Origin of the sequence: Erysipelatoclostridium sp. MSK.23.31 (assembly GCF_019125875.1) — a bacterium.
GTDB classification, from domain to species: domain Bacteria; phylum Bacillota_I; class Bacilli_A; order Erysipelotrichales; family Coprobacillaceae; genus Thomasclavelia; species Thomasclavelia ramosa.
Genome location: NZ_JAHOCB010000052.1, coordinates 1 through 20,550, shown reverse-complemented (window position 1 = coordinate 20,550; position 20,550 = coordinate 1). Strand labels below are relative to the sequence as shown.

The following is a 20,550-nucleotide window of genomic DNA, read 5'->3' as shown; positions in this document are numbered from 1 at the left end:
GTCTAGATCCTAGAATTGGTTCACATTATAATAACCCGTCATTTGGATATGGTGGTTATTGTTTACCAAAAGATACTAAACAATTACTAGCTAACTATCAGGATGTTCCTCAAGAGATGATGAGTGCGATAGTAGCTAGTAATAGAACCAGAAAAGATTTCATTGCTGATAGAGTATTAGAAAAAGCAGGATATTATAGTTATGACGAAGATAATGAGTATAGTCCTGATAAAGAGAAAAATGTAGTTATTGGAGTTTATAGATTAACAATGAAATCTAACTCTGATAACTTTAGACAATCATCAATTCAAGGTGTAATGAAACGGATTAAAGCAAAAGGTGCAGAAGTTATTATTTATGAACCAACATTAAAAGATGGTGAAACATTCTTTGGAAGTAGAGTAGTAAATAACTTAGAAGAATTTAAAAAACAATCACAAGCAATCATAGCTAATAGATATGACAGTTGCTTAGATGATGTAGAAGATAGAGTATATACAAGAGATTTATTTAGGAGAGATTAGTGTAATTAATAAGATAGTTTTACATAAATAAGAAATGGGTGATTTGAATTAATAGTATTAAGAAAAATTTTTTATATAATGCGTTTTACAATGTGTTGATTTTGATATTACCATTTATTACTACGCCATATATTTCTAGAATAATGGGAGCAGAAAAAATTGGTATTTACTCATATGCGTACTCGATAGCATCGTACTTTGGTTTGTTTATTTTATTAGGATTAAACAATTATGGCAATAGAACGATAGCTGGAGTAAAGGATAATAAAGAAAATTTATCTAGAACTTTTTGTAGTATTTATGTAATGCAGTTACTAATGGCAATATTACTTTTAGTAATTTATATTATATATGTTATTTTTTTGTCTGAAAATAAAATAATGGCATCAATTCAAACAATTTATCTAGTGTCCGTTGCATTTGATATTAATTGGTTTTTCTTTGGTATGGAAATGTTTAAAATGACAGTTACTAGAAATACTGTTATTAAAATTCTGAACTTAATTTGTATTTTTATATTTGTTAAAACTGCTAATGATATTTATGTTTATGGATTACTTATGGTTTTAGGCATGTTAATTAGCCAGTTAATGCTATGGCCATTTGTTCCAAAATATGTAAAAATTAAAAGAGTAACTTTTAGCGAAATTAAGAACCATCTAATTCCTAATTTAACATTATTTATTCCTGTTATTGCGATTAGTCTTTATACAATTATGGATAAAGTGATGCTTGGTGCGTTAAGTACAATGACCGAAGTGGGATATTATGAAAGTTCTAACAAATTGACATCAATTCCTGCAATGGCAATTACATCTTTAGGAACTGTTATGCTTCCAAGGATGTCAAATCTAATTGCTAATGGGAAGAAAAAAGAGGCAATGAAATATATTCAAAAATCATTAATAATTTCTGTTTTGTTATCATCTTCTATGGCATTTGGGTTAAGTAGTGTTAGCAAAGAATTTGTTCCATTGTTTTATGGTCAAGGGTTTAATAAATGTGCTGATATAATCACTATATTAGTATTGTCATCAATATTCATATCGTGGGCAAATGTGATTAGAACACAGTACTTGATTCCTAACAAAAAAGATAAAATCTATATTGTGTCTGTATTTCTTGGTGCAATTGTAAATATAGTAATAAATTTATTATTGATACCATATTTTCAAGCTTTAGGAGCTTCAATTGGTACCTTATGTGCTGAATTTAGTGTATGTGCTTATCAAACATACATGGTAAGAAATGAAATAAAAGTTTGGAGATATTTTAAACAAAGTCTACCATTACTGATTAGTGGAGTTATTATGTATATTGGAGTAGTTAATGTTCCATTTATGTCAAGCAATTTAATAACTTTAATTATTAAAATACTTGTTGGAGTGTTCATATTTTTATTCTTTGTTCTATTGTATTATAAGGTAGGACTTAAAAATATATTAAGGAACTAAATATTATTTAGATGCTCTTTGAAGTTATTTATAACAAATTAAATCTAAAACAATAAAACTCTATTGAATAAAAATAGATGGTCGGTTTTTAACTGCCATCTATTTTTATTATTTATTAATGAATATTAATTTTATAATATATATAATAAAATTCTAATGTAATTATAGTAAATAAAAAATAACCAATAAGTTACTTATAGCCCGAACAATTATCATTCATGTTGCATTATTCAAATGCTTTAAATAAGAGATTGTTTTATTTATTTGTTGTTTATACCAGGTATTATCTAACTCCTTAAAAGAAATACAGGCATTATAAATACGCCCACGAGAAAATTCTAGAATATCCCAAGTTATATCTTTACAATCAGCTTTTTTTGTATAATCAATAATCTGTTGGTTTAGTAAAATAAAGATTGGCCGTTCTTCTGAAAAAAAGTACTCATCATAATGATTTAGGTGGCATTTATAAATAGTACGATCAAAATTTATGTTATCAATGTCAACCATATGATAATAGGTATCTAAGATCTGATAGATATTATCAAGTGGATCATTAGTTAGTTTTAAATTTCTAAACTGCTCATCACATTGTTGATAAATATATAAAATAGCTTCCTCTTTACTTTTAAAATATAAATAAAAGGTTCCTACTGAGATATTTGCTAATGTACATATATCCCTTATTTTTATATTGTCAAGATTTTGATCCTTAGATAACTGTTCTAAAGCCTTAATAATATTAGTTTTAGTGTTTTCTGCCTTACTTGTTTTAATGTTATTCATAATTAATCCTTTCATTATACATTTTATCTTAAAAACATTGTAAGCGCAAACAATGAGTGTTAAAATATAAATATGAACAAGTTCAGTTTTGAAAGGAGACTACTATGAAAAGTATTTATGAACCATTATTTGAACCGCTAAAAATTGGGGATGTTGAGGTGAAAAATAAGTTTTTTATGGCACCGATGGCAACAATCGTAGATGTTGATGAAGATTATTGTTATACCCAACAAAGTATTGATTATTATGTTGAAAGAGCAAAAGGTGGCGTAGGTTTGATTATAACAGGAGCTAACTGGGTTGAAAATGACGTGGAACCTCATGCTCGCTGCAGTTTTCCTTGCCCAAATATGTTACCTTTAAAATACGAACATAAGGCTAAGGAAATGACTGATCGTACTCATGCTTTTGGAACAAAGATATTTTTACAATTAACTGCTGGTTTAGGTAGATCGGCGCTGCCTAATTTCGTTGATATGAAAGATTTTGTTGCTCCAAGTCCAACAACAAATCGTTGGATTCCTAATGCACCTTGCCGTGAACTAACGACCGAAGAAATTGAACATATTATTGAGAAGTTCGGTGATGCAGCAGTTATTGCTAAAAATTCAGGTTTTGATGGGGTCGAAATCCATGCTGTCCATGAAGGATACTTATTGGACTGTTTTACAATGACTTTGTTTAACCAAAGAACCGATAAATACGGTGGAGATTTAAAAGGACGCTTACGTTTTGCTACAGAAATTGTTGAAACAATTAAAAATAAATGTGGTAAAGATTTCCCAGTTATTTTGCGTTTTTCAATTAAGAGCTATATTAAACAATTACGGCAAGGTGGCTTACCAGGTGAAGATTTTAAAGAGTTAGGAAGAGATATTGATGAGGCTATTGAAGCTGTAAAAATATTGCAAGAAGCTGGTTATGATGCTTTTGATGCAGATGCTGGTACTTATGATTCTTGGTATTGGGCTCATCCACCAATGTATTTTGAAAAAGGTATGTATTTACCATTAGTTGAAAAAATTCGTGATGCTGCAAAAGTACCATTATTGATTGCCGGAAGGATGGATGATCCAAAAATGGCTGTTGATGCTCTAAACAAAGGAACTATTGATGGAGTTGGATTGGGACGTCCTTTATTAAGTGATCCTGATTATGTAAATAAATTAAAAGATGGATTAGAGGCATTAATTCGCCCATGTTTAGGATGTCATGATGGCTGCTTTGGACGTTTATTACAATCTGGGTTAGGTAGTTGTGCGGTTAACCCTGAATGTGGACGAGAAGATACTGTGGGTGTCGCACCAGCATTTGTAAAGAAAAATGTTGTTATTGTTGGTGGCGGACCAGCAGGATTAGAAGCAGCTCGTGTATCTGCTCTTCGTGGTCATAAAGTTACTTTATTTGAAGCAACAGATCGCCTTGGTGGTGAATTATTAGTTGGTGGTATGCCTAAGTTTAAAGAAGATGATTTAGCGCTAGCTTCTTATTATACAAATGAATTAGAAAGATTAGGTGTAGATGTTAAACTAAATACTTTAGCTGATGAGGCGGCGATTGATGCATTAAAACCAGATAGTTTATTTATCTGTGAAGGTTCTATTCCAGTGATACCTCCAATTGATGGTGTTGAAAATGCGGTACTAGCTAATGAAGTATTGACTAATAAAGTAGCTGCAAAAGATAACGTAGTAGTTATTGGTGGTGGTCTTGTTGGATGTGAATTAGCGTTACATTTGGCACAAAATGGTAAGAAGGTAACAATTATCGAAGCCTTACCAGATATTTTAAAATCAGGTATTGCTTTACCGCCAATGAATGAATGGATGCTTCGTGATCTATTAGCATTTAATAATGTTCGAATTGTGGGAAATGCAAAAGTTAGTAAAATCGGTAATCAAGAAATTAAAGTTCTTCAAGATAATAATGAAGAAACTATTGCTACTGAACAAACTATCGTTGCAGTCGGTTATAAATCTAAACATGATTTATTTGATAAATTAAAAAATAAATACACATATGTATATAATTTAGGTGATAGTAAAGAAGTGAGAAATATTCGTGGTGCTATTTGGGACGCTTATGAAGTAGCACGAAATCTTTAATAATAGGGCAAATGATAAAAAGATTTAGGTTATTTAATTAGTACTTTTTAAGATGGGAGTTTCAATATATAATTGAAACTCTTTTTTATTTTCATATTAGTATGAATTGAGGAAAAATAAATTAGTAAGTAAGAAGATATATAGAAGAAAGATAAAATAATTTTAATTATGCAATTATTTCCACTAGCCAAGGGAAATTTTAACTATTCAAATAAACATACTTTCTCTTTATTATTAGATTGTACAAAGAAGAGCGCTCGTGGAAATGAGAGGAGAAAAATAATGAATAAAATATTAATGTTTGTTGAGGATAAACTAGTACCACCATTAAATAAGATGGCTAATCAGCATCATTTGAATGCAGTCAAGAACGGTATGATGGTTACAGTTCCATTAACAATTATCGGAAGTATCTTTTTGCTAATTCCCAATATTCCAATTGATCCGATTCAATCATTTTTTGAACCATACGCTGCTATGATTACAACAGTTAATACAATAACGATTGGGATTGTTGGGCTGGTTGGAGCTGCTAGTGTAGCTTATTATTTTGCTTTAGGCTATACGGATATTAAAATTGATCCATTAATTACAGCATTTGTTTCTGTTGCCGCGTTTTTATTGGCGACACTAACAGATGAGTATGCGATTAATCTTGAATTATTTGGGACAAAAGGATTATTTACAGCTATTTTAGTAGCATTAATGTCAGGAATGATTATGCATTTTTTTCAAAAGAGAGATCTTGTGATACATTTTCCTGATACAGTACCACCTCTAGTATCAAAATCATTTATGTCATTGGTTCCAGCATTTGTCATTTTGACAATTATATGGATAATTCGTGTAATTTTAGGTATTAATGTTAATCAAATTTTAATGGATTGTTTCTCACCATTTGTTTTTGCATTAAATACTCTACCGGGATTCTTGGTTTTCATGTTTATTCGCTCAATGTTATGGAGTGTTGGTATTCACGGTGGAGCTGTTTTGGCTGTAGCTGATCCATTTTTTCTAACTATGTTTGGAGCAAATGCTGCTGCTTTTGCAGCTGGAACTCAGCCACCTTATATTACTGCCAGTGGATTTACTATGTTTGTTTTCTTAGGTGGCGGTGGTGCTACTTTACCGCTTGTCTTGATGATGATCCGTTCAAAAGAAAAAGGATTCAGTACATTAGGAAAATTATGTTTACCAGCAAGTATATTTGAAATTAATGAACCAGTTGTTTTTGGGGTACCATTAGTTATGAATCCATACATGATGATACCCTATACTTTGTCAACATTAATTTTATCAGCAGGAACATATCTATTAATGCTCTTCAATATTATAGGAAGACCAGTAGCTAATATTCCATGGACAATACCACCATTATTTTCACATTATTTAGTTACTGGTGGGAATATTCCTGCTGTTATTTGGGGAGGTATTTCACTATTAATAGCAGGATGTATATATTATCCATTCTTTAAAGCAATGGAAAGACAACGTTTAGCAGTAGAAAAAAGGATAGGAGCATGAGTATGAATAAAAAGTTAAAAATTGCAATTGTTGGAGCAGGGAGTTCGTATACCCCTGAATTAATTGAAGGATTATCGGAACACCGTGAAACATTACCAGTAAAAGAAATTGTTTTATTAGATATAAATGAAGAAAGACTTTCAATTATGGAAGGGTTTGTAAAAAGATATGTTGGTTATTTGAATTATGATGTGAAAGTATGGAGTACAACATCAAGAGAAGAAGCATTCACTGATGCTGATTTTGTTTCAACACAAATTAGAGTTGGGGGAAATAAGGCGCGAATAAAGGATGAAAAAATACCACTAAAATATGGCTTGATTGGACAAGAAACAACTGGAGTAGGAGGAATGTTTAATGCATTTAGAGTAATTCCAGTTATGATTGAAATAGCTAAAGATGTTGAAAAATATTGTCCAGATGCTTGGATTATCAATTATTCAAATCCAACAGGATTAGTAACTGAAGCACTAAATAAAGTTTGTAATGTTAAAGTGGCGGGATTATGTGCTGGAGGAATGCGACCAAGATGGTGGGCTGCTGAAGCTTTAAATATTCCAGAAGAAAAAATCTATTATGATTATTTAGGATTAAATCATATGAATTTTTCTTATAATATGACTATTGATGGAAGACCGATTACTGATGAAGAATTTAGTAAAGTTATAAAAAAATGTACAACTGTTTCACAAGAATGGATGGAAACATTACACTTAATTCCGAGTCAGTATACACAATATTATTTTCATACGAAAGAAAGAGTACAACAATTAAAAGAACAAGACAAGACTAGAGGTGAAGCTATTCTTGAATTAGAAAAACAAATATTTAGGGAGTATGCAGACGAATTAAATAATCAAAAACCAAAAACTTTAGCTAAACGTGGCGGTGGTGGATATTCCAAAGTTGCGATTGGTGTTATGGATGCGATTTATAATGATAGTGGAAAATGGATGGTTATCAATGTTGCTAATAATGGAACAGTTCGTTTCTTAGATGATGATGCTGTTATTGAAACAGCTTGTTATGTAAGTAAAAATGGCATGAAACCATTAACAATTGCTCACTATCCTAAAGCTGTTATCGGACTTATTAGTGCAGTAAAAACATATGAATCATTAGCAGTTGAAGCGGCGATCACGGGAAATAAAAAACTAGCATTAGAGGCTCTTGTTGCTCATCCATTAGTAAGAGATTATGATGTAGCAAAACCACTTTTAGAGGAGATGCTGGAAGCCCATAAGGAATATCTTCCACAATTTTATCATCATGGAAAATAAGATGTGGGGCTATATTGATGAGCAAAAAGTTATTTTGGAAAATATTCTTTCTTTACAAAGAGATACATTTTCTACTCTTTCTAAGACATTTATAAGTCCTAAAGAAATTATAATTACTGCATCAGGTACCTCATTAAACGCTGCAATGTTAGTGAAATGTTTGATTGAAAAAGAAGCGGATTGCTCGATTATAGTGGAAAATCCTTTTCAGTTAAGATATTACTCAAAACATTTATATAACCCCCAAAATATACTTATAGTTATATCTCAAACAGGGAAAAGTACGGGTACATTAGAATGTCTACAAATAGCTAAACAGCATCATATACCAACCGTTTCAATAACGGCTAATGGTGATAGCCCAATCGCAAAAAAAGCCAATATTCATATTGATATGTTGTGTGGAGAAGAAAATGTTGGTCCTAAAATTAAAGGATATAGTGCAACAGTACTAACTTTGCATTTGCTATTGTTGAAAATAACTCAAAATCCACGGTATCAATCTATCACTCAAGAATATTATCAAAGTATCCAAGAATTACCTCAAAATATAAAAGCTTCCCTTTGCTGGTGCCAAAAAAATAAGCATTGGGCTTTAGCAAAAGCAATGAGTATCGTTGGTTTTGGAGTGAATTATCCAACTGCTAGAGAAGGAACGCTAAAGATTTTAGAAACAATGCAAATTCCTGTGATGAATTTTGATATGGAAGAGTTTATGCATGGTCCGCATAGAACGATTATTAAAGATTCTTATATTGTTCTTATTGATACTGATGGATGTGGAAAGATTTTGATGAATAATTTTATTGATTTTATAAAAACTAAAACAAGCAATTATCTTATTATTTCAACTTTAAAAACAAGTAATGAAAATATTATTCACATTAATCAGCATTCATATACATCTTCATGGTTAAATGCTGTGATACCTTTTCAAATTATGTGTACTTATTTACCAGAATGTAATGGGATTAATTCATCTGATCCTGTATACAGTGATTTTGCTACTACAGTAGGGACACGGATTGAATAAAATAGATCAGCCATTAAGGCTGATTTATTTTGTCTATCTGTTATTTTACAAATAAATAAAACTTATTATATAATTGAAATAATAGAAGGAGGAATTAAATATGAGTGTTGTTACTAAGAGACAATTAAATCTTTTGCAAGTATTTATGGATTCTAATAGATATTTAACTGGACAAAAACTATCTCAATTATTGAATGTGAGTTCTAAAACTATTAGAAATGAAATTAAAATACTTAATCAATTGATGAATAACTTTGCACTTATTCAATCAATTCCTTCTCATGGTTATCAAATTAGTATTTTTGATGATGATTTGTTTAATTGTTGGATTGATAAAGTATCTAAGCAATGGAGTTATTTTATTCCTACAAATCCTTTAGAAAGGGCTTATTATATTTTAGGTTTAATGCTCGAAAGTCAAGAGTTTATTAAAATCGATGATATATCTGATATTTTATTTATTGATAGAACTTCTGTTAGTCGAAGTTTAAAATACATAAGAGAACGGCTAAATGATTTTGACTTAAAAATAGTGCAAAAAACCGGTAAAGGATTAAAAATAGAAGGTGAAGAATTTCGTTATCGATTATGTATGGCGGAATATATTTATCATAAGATAGGGATGTTATCAACGAAAATTGGTGAAGATCATGAATTTATAGATGAATTAAGAAAAGTTATTTTTAATGATGGTATTACGATGCCCCAAAGGGTATTTCAAAATTTTATTATACATATTCAAGTTCAATTGAATCGTATTCAAAGAAAATGTTATATCTCATTTCATGATAATGAGATTGAAAAAATGAAAATGGAATATGAGTTTTTAGTAGCAAAGGATGTTTCAAAAGTTATTAATAAATATTTTCATATTGAATTATCAGTAGAGGAACAATGCTATTTAGCTATTCATATTTTAGGAAAAAAAAGCAATTCAACTAGTGCAATCGAAAGCTGTATCAATGATCAATTAAAAGAAGAAATTGATATAATTGTAGAAAAAATGTTCAATCAGGTTAAAAAAGTCTTTAATATTGATTTTCACAATGATATGTACTTAAGAAAAGCATTGGGGATTCATATCAATCCAATGGAAAATCGTTTGAAATTTAATACTTATTCACGAAATCCGCTGATTTATGTTATTAAAGAAAATTATACTCTAGCATATATCTTGAGTATGGAAGCATGGCTTGCTATTTATAATAATGCAGATTATATAAACGTTGAAGATGAAATAGGCTATATCGCTATTCATTTTCAATATGCTTTAGAGAGAAGGAAAAGAAATATTGCGAAGAAACGGGTTTTATTAATTAATGAGTACAATGTGGCAATGAGTGAATTATTAAGTTTCTCTATTTTAAAAAGATATAAAGATTCATTGGTTATTGAAAAAACAATCTCTGCTGGGGAACTTAGTAAATATCATTTAGAAAGTTATGATTATATTATTACAACTGTACCACTTGATGAAAGCCTTGATATTCCTGTTATACATATTCATCCTATAATAACTACTCATGATTTTGAAGTTTTAAATAAGTATTTTCGACAAATTAATGAGTATAAATTATCTGATTTTTTAAAAAAAGAAGATACTTATTTTATTGATTGTGAAACAAAAGATGATGTTATTTCATATATATTTGAACATGAAAGTGTCTCATTTGAAACATTTTATCATACAAATCCATTAATTGGTTTTGAAACAAGTTTACAAACTGTTATTCATTATATGCCTATCTATAATCAAAAGAGTTCAATAAACGCTTATCTTTTATCGAAACCGATTGTATGGAAAAATAAATTAGTTAAAATTATTTTTGTATTGAAATTAGGAATCGATAGTGAACAGCTTTTACAAAGCTTACAAGAATTCTTCTTTCAAAAAGAATGTATGGATACATTTTTAAATAATATGTTTTTAGAAGAAGGCGATGAACATAATAAGTTATAATTGTAAATGTTTATACGATACACATAAATATAGTTATGGTATAAAGTAGTTTACTTTTAATCGAATTGAAATTATATATAATTGAGGAAATAAACTGATTTCCTTTTTTTATTACTGTTTTTAGTGAATTTAAAGGACGTAAAAAATTGGAGCGACTATGCTGTTTGTTTATAAAAAATGATTATAATGGTATAATCAGAGACGAAGAGAAAAAACATAAATGATAACGATGTAGGATCAATTTAAAAATGCGAGGAGATATGAGAACTAGCGAAACAGAGAGAGTCAGAGCTGATAAGTAAACAGTTAGATATGATAGCCGGGATAGTGTTTGAAATCGATAATTTTGATATATTAAAGAAGAAAGTTGAAGTTGCAGGTTGAAGTTATTGTGGTACGATATTTATAATAGAAGTTTTTGTTAAAGAGGTGAAGGTAGAATGATAAGAAGGCATTATTTATTTTATGGTCGTGTCCAAGGTGTAGGATTTAGGTTTACTACCTATCAAAAAGCAAAAAATCTTGGATTAACTGGCTGGGTTTGTAATTTATCAGATGGTTCTGTAGAAGCTTGTATTCAAGGTGAGGAGAAGTTGATTGATTATTTGATCAATGAATTACAGCATGATCGTTTTATTAGAATAGATTCAATTAAGATGGAAGAAATAGCAGTTCTAAAACATGAAACTTCATTTGGAATGAAAAACTAAATAATTTTAAAGGACCGTTGGAATTGATATATGCCAATAGTCTTTTATTGTAGAAGCCTTCATTAAATATACTTAATATATAATAATCACTAAAATAGGATGATAATAAAACAGTTTAAATATCTAGAAAATGAATCTAATATAGATGTTCTAGTACTTAATATTGTTTTGATACCCAATCTTTATATAGATGAAGTAGATATTTTATTTAATATAGAAGTCAAAAACTAGATGATTTTACTTTAACTAATTAATTTATTGAAAATGATAAGATAAAGTGAATAAAAATATTTTTAAATGAAAGTAGAGCAAAAAATATGAAAATAAGATATTGTCAAAAAGAGGATCTGGAAGCTATTTATAAACTGATTTGTGAATTAGAGGAATGTAATTTAAATCATGAACAGTTTGCTCTAGTATATGAAAATAAACTTAATGATGAAAAGAGTCACTATTTAGTAGCTGTATCTGATGATATGATTGTTGGATTTGTCAGTGTTAATATCGATTATCAATTACATCATGAGAATAAAGTTGCAACAATCGAAGAATTAGTTATAGATAACAGTTATCGTGGAAATGGTATAGGTAGATTATTAGTTGATTTCAGTACAAAATTAGCTTTGGAGCATCAATGTGAAGTAATTGAACTTACTAGTAATTTTAAACGTATAGAAGCACATCAATTTTATCAAAAGAATGATTTTATTAAATCATCATACAAATTAATAAAAGTTTTAAAGGATAGTGATCAAGTAGGGATATAAATATCCAATTTGGGATTGGAATTGTGGATAATTTTGTTCGTAGTAAAGTAGCTTTAGCTAAACAAGATTATAAAAATAATCATTTAAACTAAGAAGATGTTTTATTTGTCGGTGATACAATTCATGATTATGAAATGTCAAAAGTATTAGGATGCAATTGTGTTTTAATTCCTCGTGGTCATCAAAATAAGAAAATTTTAAATTTAAATACTATGCTGATCGATAATGATTTCAAGGAATTAATGATAAATATTACAATAATGTAAGATTTTGTAATGTAAATCAATGGAATAACCAACCAGCTTAGGCTATGATAGAGGTGTAAAATAAGGAATAGAGGGATGTATATGAAAAAAGTAATATCACGTCTAATTATTATTCTTTTCTTAGCTGCCTTAACCTTTTTAGGATATTATGGCTATCGTGGCTATGTGATGTACCAAGATACAATGGAAGAAAAGAGTTTAACAGTGCGAGTTGAAGAATTAAGAAGTAAAGATAACTATGTTAAATTGGAGCAAATATCAAGTATATATCAAGAACTAGTAATAGAAAGTGAGGATAAGCGTTTTTATCAACATGGCCCAGTTGATTACATTGGATTAGCTCGAGCAATGGTAACGAATGTAGTGACGATGTCGTTTAAAGAAGGCGGTAGTACGATTACTCAGCAGTTAGCTAAAAATCTTTGTTTATCTTTTGAAAAGAGCTTAGACCGGAAAATAGCTGAAGTTTTTATTGCTCAAAAATTAGAAGATGATTATACGAAAGATGAAATTCTTGAAATGTATTTGAATATTACATATTTAGGTGAAGGAAATTATGGAATTAAAGAAGCTAGTAATTATTATTACAATATTGAGCCTATAGAACTTAATGAGGAACAGGCAAAAGTATTGGTAAAGACATTGAAGGCCCCTAGTGTTTATAATCCTTCTAAGTTAGCTGAAAATTAAAGTGATAGTGATGAAGTGAATTTTCTATGTTGAATTAGCAATGAGGGTTTGCTTCATATTGAAATCACTTTTTTTATTTTCTAAATAAAAAATACTTGTCTTAAAGTGTACTTTAGGGTGTATAGTGTAGTTGCGATCATAGCATGGTCTAATTAGTAAATAGATGGGGATTGTGATATTATTATGTATAAAGGTGAAGAGATGAGTAAGTTAGATAAATTAAAAGAATTATTAAAATCTTATCAAAAAGTTGCAATTGCCTATAGTGGTGGCTGCGATTCAAATTTTTTATATCAGGTAGCATTACAAACCTTAAGTAAAGAAAATGTTCTAGCAGTATTATGTGTAGGGAAAATGATGTCCAAGGAGGACATCGATAGTGCTAGAATGATGGCTGGTAAAGGTCAATTTATAGAAGTGCCGTTAGATGTATTTACAATCGAGCAATTTACAAATAATCGTAAAGATCGATGTTATCACTGTAAAAAACAAGTAATGGCAAAAGTAATTGAAGCAGCTCAAAGCCATGATTTTAAGATAACCCTTGATGGTAAAAATGCTGATGATGAAAAAGTTTATCGCCCTGGAATGAAAGCTTGCGAAGAATTGGGAATTGTATCACCGTTAGCACTAGTTGGTTTAACAAAAGCTGAAATAAGACAGTATTCAAAAGAATTACAGATTGAGACATATGATAAACCGGCAAATGCTTGTTTAGCTTCACGTTTTCCTTACGATACTCATCTCACTAAAGAAAAATTAGAAGTGGTCGATCAAGCTGAGGCTTTACTTCATCAAAAGGGGATTTATTACGCTCGTGTTCGAGTTCATGATAAATTAGCACGGATTGAAGTTGAACGAAACAATTTTAATCTAGTTAATGATGAAGAATTAATCTTAGCAATAAAAGAACTTGGATTTGATTATGTAACATTAGATTTGGAAGGCATAACTAGTGGAAGTTATGATAGGTAGTGAAATGGAAGTTGTAGTTATTGATGGTCAAGGTGGAGGCATTGGCCGAAGTGTAATTGAGGCCTTAAAAAAAGAAGTTAGTGGTACTTTTATTATTGCGGTAGGAACAAATAGTACTGCAACCAATAATATGAAAAAAGGTGGAGCTGATGCTGTCGCAACGGGAGAAAATGCAATTATTTATAATGCTAAAAACGCTCAGATAATTATTGGACCAATTGGTTTTGTTTTTGCTAACTCGATGTATGGTGAAGTTTCACCAGCAATGGCGGCAGCAATCAGCTGTAGTGAAGCTCAAAAATATTTTATTCCAGTTAGTAAATGCACTGGACATGTCTTAGGTGTTGAGCCAAAATCAATTCAAGAATATATTAGAGATTTAGTTAATATTTTAAAATAGATCCCAAGTACAAGAAGTACTAGAAGAAGCACAGTAGTGTTTGTGGAAAGGGAAATTATGAATTCAGTATTAATGCATATGGCAGATGGTTTGATTTCTGTTAATATTGGGGTTATTTTCATGATAATTAGTTTTATCATGATCGGTTTTTCAATTAAAAAAATTAATCAAGAACATGATGATCGAAAGATTCCTTTAATGGGAGTAATGGGAGCATTTATTTTCGCTGCTCAAATGATCAATTTTACGATTCCGGGAACAGGAAGTAGTGGTCATATCGGTGGAGGAATTTTATTGTGCCTTATTTTAGGACAATATCCTGCCTTTTTATCATTATGTTCTGTTTTAATTATACAATGCTTATTTTTTGGTGATGGTGGTTTATTGGCGTTAGGATGTAATATTTTTAACATGGGGATATTACCATGTTTTGTAGCTTATCCATTAATTGTTAAGCCACTATTAAAGAAAAATATAACTTCTTCAAGAGTATTACTGGCAAGTATTTTAGGAGTAGTAGTGGGATTAGAAATGGGTGCTTTTGCAGTGGTCTTACAAACTCTTGCAAGTAATATTACGGAATTACCATTTACTTCATTTGTTGTATTAATGTTGCCGATTCATTTAGCAATTGGTCTAGTTGAAGGCTTAATCACTTCAACAGTTGTCTTATATGTATTAAAAGATAAACGTGAAATAGTTGATCATGCACTTAATGACAAGCATTTTGGAACATTGAATATAAGAAGACAGGTTGCGGTTTTTGCTGTTTTAACAATCTTAGTTGGTGGAGTTCTTTCATTATATGCATCAAGCAATCCTGATGGTTTAGAGTGGTCTATTGAAGGAGTCACAGGAACCGACGAAATTGAAGCAAGCGGCAGTACAAAAGATACTTTAGCAAAGGTTCAAAGTTCAACTTCATTTTTACCAGATTATAATTTTAGTGGCAGCGACAGTAAATTAGGTGTTTCAGTATCAGGGATTATTGGTGGTGCAGCAACTTTAATTTTAATTGGTGGAATTGGATATATCGTAGTAAAAAAGAAAAAATATGAATAAACTTAAAGGCTCACTTTTAAAATTTGGCTATATTGAAAAGTTAGCTAATGGTGATTCACTGATTCATCGTTTAAATCCACTTTTAAAGATTATTTTAGCACTAATGTATATAATTTTTGTTATTTCGACCAGCTGCTTAGATTTTTTTGAATTACCCTTATATTCAATAATAATTGATTTCACTTAGTAAAGTATCATTTATGGATTTATTTAAACGAAGTTTAATTGGATTACCTATTTCTTTGTGTATTGGATTTTCAAATTTACTATTTTCAACCACAATAATTAATTTTTATGGTGTTAATATATCAACTGGTGTACTTTTATTTATTACGATCATTATAAAAAATATCTTATGTTTGATGGCAGTTTTTTTACTAATGGCAACAACTAAGTTTGATAGTATTACTTGTGAATTAGTGCATCTTAAAATACCTTCAATTTTTGTTTTACAATTAGTAATGATCTATCGTTATATTTTTGTTTTGGTTGAAGAAGCGCTAACAATGATTCAAGCTTATCAATTAAAAAATCCCCAGTCTAAAGGAATAGCTTTTAAAGATATGGGTAGTTTTGTGGGAAGTTTATTAGTTCGGAGTTTTGAACGAAGTAATGAAGTTTACAATGCAATGAAATGTCGTGGCTTTGATGTTAAACAAGCGTATTTAAATTATGTTGATTTTGAGATTGAAAATTATTTTTTATTAATGATGGCAGTAGGAGTTTTAATGATGGTAAAGGTGGTATTTTAGTGATTGAGATAAATAATTTAAATGTTCTTTATAATAATTCAATTAGAGCTCTTGATAATGTGTCGATAAAGATTGAACAGCAGAAGTGTATTGCTATTGTTGGAGAAAACGGCTCGGGGAAATCAACTTTATTATCAAGCTTATTGGGGCTGGTGGAAACGCAAGGTGAGATTAAAATTAATGGAGTTATGTTATCAAAAGAAACATTGATACAAATAAGAGAGGTAGCAGGTCTTGTTTTTCAAAATCCAGATCATATGATTTTTTTACCTACAGTTCGTGATAATTTAGCTTTTGGGTTGATAAATCAAAAACTGGATAAAATTGAAATTGATAAAAGAATTGCGGAATTTGCGAAATTATTTAAGATTGAAGATCTGCTGGATCGAATGGCTAATCATCTTTCTGGAGGACAAAAGCGAATGGTAGGCTTAGCTAGTGTGGTGGTAATGAAACCAGAGATATTATTATTAGATGAACCATCAGCATTTCTTGATCCGAAGAGTCGAAGGATCGTTATTAATATGTTAAAAGAATTGCCCCAGCAAATTATTTTTGCAACCCATGATTTAGATATGGTATTGGATTTGTGTGATGAAATAATTTTATTAAATAATGGAAAGATAGTATCTAGTGGTAATCCCTGTGAAATTTTAGCTAATCAAGAGTTATTGGAGGCAAATGGGTTAGAGTTGCCACAACGATATCAGAGGTAGACGATGAAAGTAAAAGAAATATTAGAAATGGTAGAGAACCATGAGATTTCTGTTGATGAAGCAGCTATTTTGATTGATAATCCAATTGATTATGCGACGATTGATTATAATCGTAAACGTCGTACGGGAACACCGGAAATCATTTATGGATCTGGTAAAACGAAAGAACAGATTGCTGGTATTATAAAAAATATGTTAGAACATGATCAAATTGATATTTTAGCGACTAGAGTTGATGCAACAAAGGCGGCTTATTTAAAGAAATTATATCCAAATTTTAATTATGATAAAGAAGCCAAAACTTTTATTTTAAAACAATCGGAAACTATACAAAATAAAGGAATGATTGTTGTTGTTTGTGCAGGAACATCAGATATTCCAATTGCTAGAGAGGCTGTGTTAACAGCTGAGTTTTTAGGAAATGAAGTTAATTTGATTAGTGATGTTGGTGTTGCTGGGATTCATCGACTATTTAATAAGATGGATGTGATCAAACGAGCAAATGTTATTATAGTTGTAGCTGGCATGGAAGGGGCTTTAGCATCGGTTGTTGGAGGGTTAGTTGATAAACCAGTCATTGCAGTGCCAACATCAATTGGTTATGGTGCTAATTTTAATGGTCTTTCGGCATTATTATCGATGTTAAACAGTTGTGCTAGTGGTGTTAGTGTAGTTAATATTGATAACGGTTTTGGAGCTGGGTATATGGCTCATACGATTAATTGTTTAGGAGGAAAACGATGAAAGTATTATATTTTGATTGTAGTAGCGGAATAAGTGGTAATATGACTTTAGGTGCATTAATGGAACTTATTGATGAACCTGATTATTTACAAAAGGAATTAGCTAAATTGAATATAGATGGCTATCATTTACATGTTACTAAAACAAAGAAAAATGGTATTACTGGTACTTATGTAGATGTTCATTTAGAGGAACATCCACATCATCATGATCACGAACATCACCACCATGAACATCACCACCATGAACATCATCACCATGTTCATCGTAATTTATTCGATGTTAATAAAATTATTGATGATAGTGGGATTAATGAAAGAGCTAAAGCATTAGCAAAAAGAATCTTTTTAAGAGTTGCGTTAGCAGAGAGTAAAGTTCATAATGAAGAATTGGCTAATGTTCATTTTCATGAAGTAGGGGCAATTGATTCTATTGTTGATATCATCGGAACAGCAATCTTAATAACTAAGATTGCACCTGATAAAATATATAGCAGTATCGTTAATGATGGGCATGGTTTTATTGAATGTGCTCATGGAACAATTTCAGTTCCGGTACCAGCGACATCGGAAATTTTTGCTGCTAGTAATGTAGTAGCCCGTCAGATTGATATTGATACAGAATTAGTGACACCGACAGGGGCGGCTATTATTGCTGAGCTGAGTTCATCGTTTCAACCGATGCCTCCTATGAATGTTCAAAAGATTGGTTGGGGTTGTGGAACTAAAGAATTAAATATTCCTAATGTTTTGAAAGTATCTTTAGGAACAATCGATAAAACTAATGATGAAATTATTGTAATGGAAACAAATATAGATGATTGTTCGAGTGAAATACTTGCTTATACTGCTGAAAAGCTTTTTGAAAATGGAGCTTTAGATGTCTTCTTTACACCGATTTATATGAAAAAGAATCGCCCAGCCTATCGATTGAGTACAGCATGTAAAGAAGATAAATTAGAATTATTACAGAATATTATATTTAGAGAAACAACAACAATTGGAATTCGTTATCGTCGTGAAGAAAGAAAAATTTTAGCTCGAAAAGCAATTGAGCTGGATACACCATATGGAAAAATTGCTGCTAAAGAAGTAACTAATAATGATGAGACTTATGTATATCCGGAATACGAAAGTATAAAACGATTAGCTAAGGAGCATGATCTTGCAGTCAAAGAAATATATAAACTAATAAAATAATAGATTTTGATCCTCCGATTTAATTATGAATTGGAGGATTTATTAAATAAATTTAATTTTAGCACTAAGCTTTTGTTTGGGGCTATCTATCTATATTAAAAAAGTGTATAATAGTATATACAATTAAAGCCATTTAATGGTCTTTTTTTATTAGATTAGGTAGGAGTGAGATAGTGGGAAAATATCGTCAACAAATTAAATCGATTTGTTTTTTAGCCTGGCCGGCGGTAGTTCAAGAGGCCATGAATGTTGTCGTTACATATGTTGATACAGCGATGGTAGGGGCATTAGGAGCTGGGGCATCGGCTGCAGTTGGATTGACCTCAACGGTTGGATGGTTAGTGTCTAGTATTGCTGTTGCTTTTGGAATTGGGATTTTATCAGTTTGTGCTCAAGCAGTAGGAGCAAATAATGATGAAAAAGTAAAGCGGGTAGGGCAGCAAGCTCTATTTTTGACATTAATTGTTGGGATAGCTTTAACTATAATGTGTGTTTTAATTGCACCATATTTACCAACTTGGCTAAATGGTGATAAAGCAATTAGAGGTGAAGCGGCATCATACTTTATGATTATTTCAATTCCATTATTATTTAGGACAGCAGCTTTGATTTTGGCATCGGCTTTACGTGGTGTCAGTGATATGAAAACACCAATGCTAATAAATTTATATATGAATATTATTAATATAATTTTAAATTTCTTGTTAATTTATCCGACACGAGAATTATTTGGAATTATAATTCCCGGTGCTGGACTGGGGGTAAATGGAGCAGCGATTGCGACGGCTATATCATTTGTTGCTGGAGGAATTATGATGTTCTTACGTTACTATAAAAATACACTATTTGATTTAAAAAACAGTGGTTTTCATTTTTATAAAAAAGAGTTTAAGGAATGTTTGAATATTGGGATTCCAGTAGTATTGGAACGTAGTGTTATTTGTTTAGGGCACGTAACTTTTGCTTCCTTGATTGCGAAGTTAGGAGTAGTACGATTTGCTGCTCATACAATTGCAATTCAAGCAGAACAAGCTTTTTATATTCCCGGGTATGGTTTTCAAACGGCAGCAGCAACTTTAGTTGGAAATGCAGTTGGACAAAAAGATGAGCATAAAGTTAAAGAGGTAACTTATTTGATTAGTGGTATTACAATGTTTTTAATGATAATTTGTGGGATTGCATTATTTATATTTGCTGAACAGTTAATGGGGATTTTTACTCCTGACCATGAGGTTATCACTTTGGGGGCTCGAGTATTGAGAATAGTATCTATTTCAGAACCGCTTTATGGAATCTTAGTAATTCTTGAGGGAACATTCAATGGGATGGGTGATACTAAGGCACCATTTGTTTTTTCATTATTTACGATGTGGGGAATTAGGGTAACCGGTTCTTGGCTAATGATCAATGTTTTCCATCAAAGTATTGAAGCAGTTTGGATTATGATGGTATTTGATAATATAGCCAGATGTCTCTTATTATCGCGAAGATTTTTAAAAAATGGCTGGAAGTACCGTCTTAATAGTTGATTAAAAGCGGGTGTATCTTGGCTCCGTGTCAATAGTGGAGGGGCTTAAGAGATAGCGAAAGCTATCTCTTTTCT

General features: G+C 30.7%; 22 protein-coding genes. 21 read left to right on the top strand and 1 reads right to left on the bottom strand.

Annotated features, from left to right (window positions below):
* Positions 1-524 (top strand): UDP binding domain-containing protein (locus tag KSU54_RS16425; RefSeq protein ID WP_272482502.1); only part of this gene is annotated, 524 nt, incomplete at its 5' end.
* Positions 525-571: 47 nt separating this feature from the next.
* Positions 572-1,978: a flippase gene (locus tag KSU54_RS16420; protein ID WP_040434184.1), complete on the top strand. Its 1,407-nt coding sequence runs from the start codon at positions 572-574 to the stop codon at positions 1,976-1,978.
* 216 nt (positions 1,979-2,194) lie between these two features.
* On the opposite strand, the gene KSU54_RS16415 is transcribed toward KSU54_RS16420, so the two are convergent.
* On the bottom strand, positions 2,195-2,764 hold the full coding sequence (locus KSU54_RS16415) for a TetR/AcrR family transcriptional regulator (RefSeq protein ID WP_117791992.1): 570 nt from the start codon (positions 2,762-2,764) through the stop codon (positions 2,195-2,197).
* Between the two features lie 104 nt (positions 2,765-2,868).
* On the opposite strand from KSU54_RS16415, the gene KSU54_RS16410 reads away from it, so the two are divergent.
* From KSU54_RS16410 to KSU54_RS16330, 19 genes are all read left to right on the top strand, one after another.
* Positions 2,869-4,869 (top strand): FAD-dependent oxidoreductase, encoded by a 2,001-nt coding sequence (locus KSU54_RS16410; RefSeq protein WP_003535908.1) that lies wholly within the window; start codon positions 2,869-2,871, stop codon positions 4,867-4,869.
* A 282-nt stretch (positions 4,870-5,151) separates the two neighbouring features.
* Positions 5,152-6,393: a PTS sugar transporter subunit IIC gene (locus KSU54_RS16405; RefSeq protein WP_022007599.1), complete on the top strand. Its 1,242-nt coding sequence runs from the start codon at positions 5,152-5,154 to the stop codon at positions 6,391-6,393.
* Between the two features lie 2 nt (positions 6,394-6,395).
* Complete coding sequence (locus KSU54_RS16400) at positions 6,396-7,673, top strand: 6-phospho-beta-glucosidase (RefSeq protein ID WP_009299953.1); 1,278 nt, start codon at positions 6,396-6,398, stop codon at positions 7,671-7,673.
* A gap of 1 nt (position 7,674) precedes the next feature.
* On the top strand, positions 7,675-8,706 hold the full coding sequence (locus KSU54_RS16395; protein ID WP_009299954.1) for an SIS domain-containing protein: 1,032 nt from the start codon (positions 7,675-7,677) through the stop codon (positions 8,704-8,706).
* Between the two features lie 100 nt (positions 8,707-8,806).
* A complete protein-coding gene (locus KSU54_RS16390; RefSeq protein ID WP_003535917.1) occupies positions 8,807-10,666 on the top strand; it encodes a BglG family transcription antiterminator in 1,860 nt (619 codons plus the stop codon).
* A gap of 440 nt (positions 10,667-11,106) precedes the next feature.
* Positions 11,107-11,376 (top strand): acylphosphatase, encoded by a 270-nt coding sequence (locus KSU54_RS16385; RefSeq protein ID WP_003535919.1) that lies wholly within the window; start codon positions 11,107-11,109, stop codon positions 11,374-11,376.
* A gap of 99 nt (positions 11,377-11,475) precedes the next feature.
* Entirely contained in the window at positions 11,476-11,607 is a 132-nt protein-coding gene (locus KSU54_RS19535) for a DUF2589 domain-containing protein (protein ID WP_003535920.1), read from the top strand.
* An 86-nt stretch (positions 11,608-11,693) separates the two neighbouring features.
* Positions 11,694-12,143: a GNAT family N-acetyltransferase gene (locus KSU54_RS16375; RefSeq protein WP_003535922.1), complete on the top strand. Its 450-nt coding sequence runs from the start codon at positions 11,694-11,696 to the stop codon at positions 12,141-12,143.
* 134 nt (positions 12,144-12,277) lie between these two features.
* Complete coding sequence (locus KSU54_RS19215) at positions 12,278-12,409, top strand: hypothetical protein (RefSeq protein ID WP_003535924.1); 132 nt, start codon at positions 12,278-12,280, stop codon at positions 12,407-12,409.
* An 81-nt stretch (positions 12,410-12,490) separates the two neighbouring features.
* On the top strand, positions 12,491-13,099 hold the full coding sequence (locus KSU54_RS16370) for a biosynthetic peptidoglycan transglycosylase (RefSeq protein WP_003535927.1): 609 nt from the start codon (positions 12,491-12,493) through the stop codon (positions 13,097-13,099).
* A gap of 201 nt (positions 13,100-13,300) precedes the next feature.
* The gene (gene larE, locus KSU54_RS16365) at positions 13,301-14,074 is read left to right on the top strand and encodes an ATP-dependent sacrificial sulfur transferase LarE (RefSeq protein ID WP_224209019.1); all 774 of its coding nucleotides are present in this window, start codon (positions 13,301-13,303) and stop codon (positions 14,072-14,074) included.
* The gene (locus tag KSU54_RS16360) at positions 14,064-14,474 is read left to right on the top strand and encodes a DUF3842 family protein (protein ID WP_003535931.1); all 411 of its coding nucleotides are present in this window, start codon (positions 14,064-14,066) and stop codon (positions 14,472-14,474) included. The genes larE and KSU54_RS16360 overlap by 11 nt, the downstream gene beginning before the upstream one ends.
* A gap of 57 nt (positions 14,475-14,531) precedes the next feature.
* The gene (locus KSU54_RS16355) at positions 14,532-15,536 is read left to right on the top strand and encodes an energy-coupling factor ABC transporter permease (protein ID WP_008791238.1); all 1,005 of its coding nucleotides are present in this window, start codon (positions 14,532-14,534) and stop codon (positions 15,534-15,536) included.
* Positions 15,529-15,723 carry a hypothetical protein gene (locus tag KSU54_RS19020; protein ID WP_226827605.1) on the top strand — a complete coding sequence of 65 codons (195 nt, stop codon included), beginning with the start codon at positions 15,529-15,531 and terminating at the stop codon, positions 15,721-15,723. Before KSU54_RS16355 ends, KSU54_RS19020 begins: the two co-directional genes overlap by 8 nt.
* Positions 15,724-15,736: 13 nt before the next feature.
* Positions 15,737-16,288 carry an energy-coupling factor transporter transmembrane component T family protein gene (locus KSU54_RS16350; protein WP_226827608.1) on the top strand — a complete coding sequence of 184 codons (552 nt, stop codon included), beginning with the start codon at positions 15,737-15,739 and terminating at the stop codon, positions 16,286-16,288.
* Positions 16,288-17,004 carry an energy-coupling factor ABC transporter ATP-binding protein gene (locus tag KSU54_RS16345; RefSeq protein ID WP_003535937.1) on the top strand — a complete coding sequence of 239 codons (717 nt, stop codon included), beginning with the start codon at positions 16,288-16,290 and terminating at the stop codon, positions 17,002-17,004. Before KSU54_RS16350 ends, KSU54_RS16345 begins: the two co-directional genes overlap by 1 nt.
* 3 nt (positions 17,005-17,007) lie before the next feature.
* Complete coding sequence (gene larB, locus KSU54_RS16340) at positions 17,008-17,748, top strand: nickel pincer cofactor biosynthesis protein LarB (RefSeq protein WP_003535939.1); 741 nt, start codon at positions 17,008-17,010, stop codon at positions 17,746-17,748.
* A complete protein-coding gene (gene larC, locus KSU54_RS16335) occupies positions 17,745-18,947 on the top strand; it encodes a nickel pincer cofactor biosynthesis protein LarC (protein WP_117791988.1) in 1,203 nt (400 codons plus the stop codon). The genes larB and larC overlap by 4 nt, the downstream gene beginning before the upstream one ends.
* Positions 18,948-19,120: 173 nt before the next feature.
* Positions 19,121-20,476, top strand: a complete 1,356-nt coding sequence (locus KSU54_RS16330) for an MATE family efflux transporter (protein ID WP_003535944.1) — start codon at positions 19,121-19,123, stop codon at positions 20,474-20,476.
* Positions 20,477-20,550: the final 74 nt, after the last annotated feature.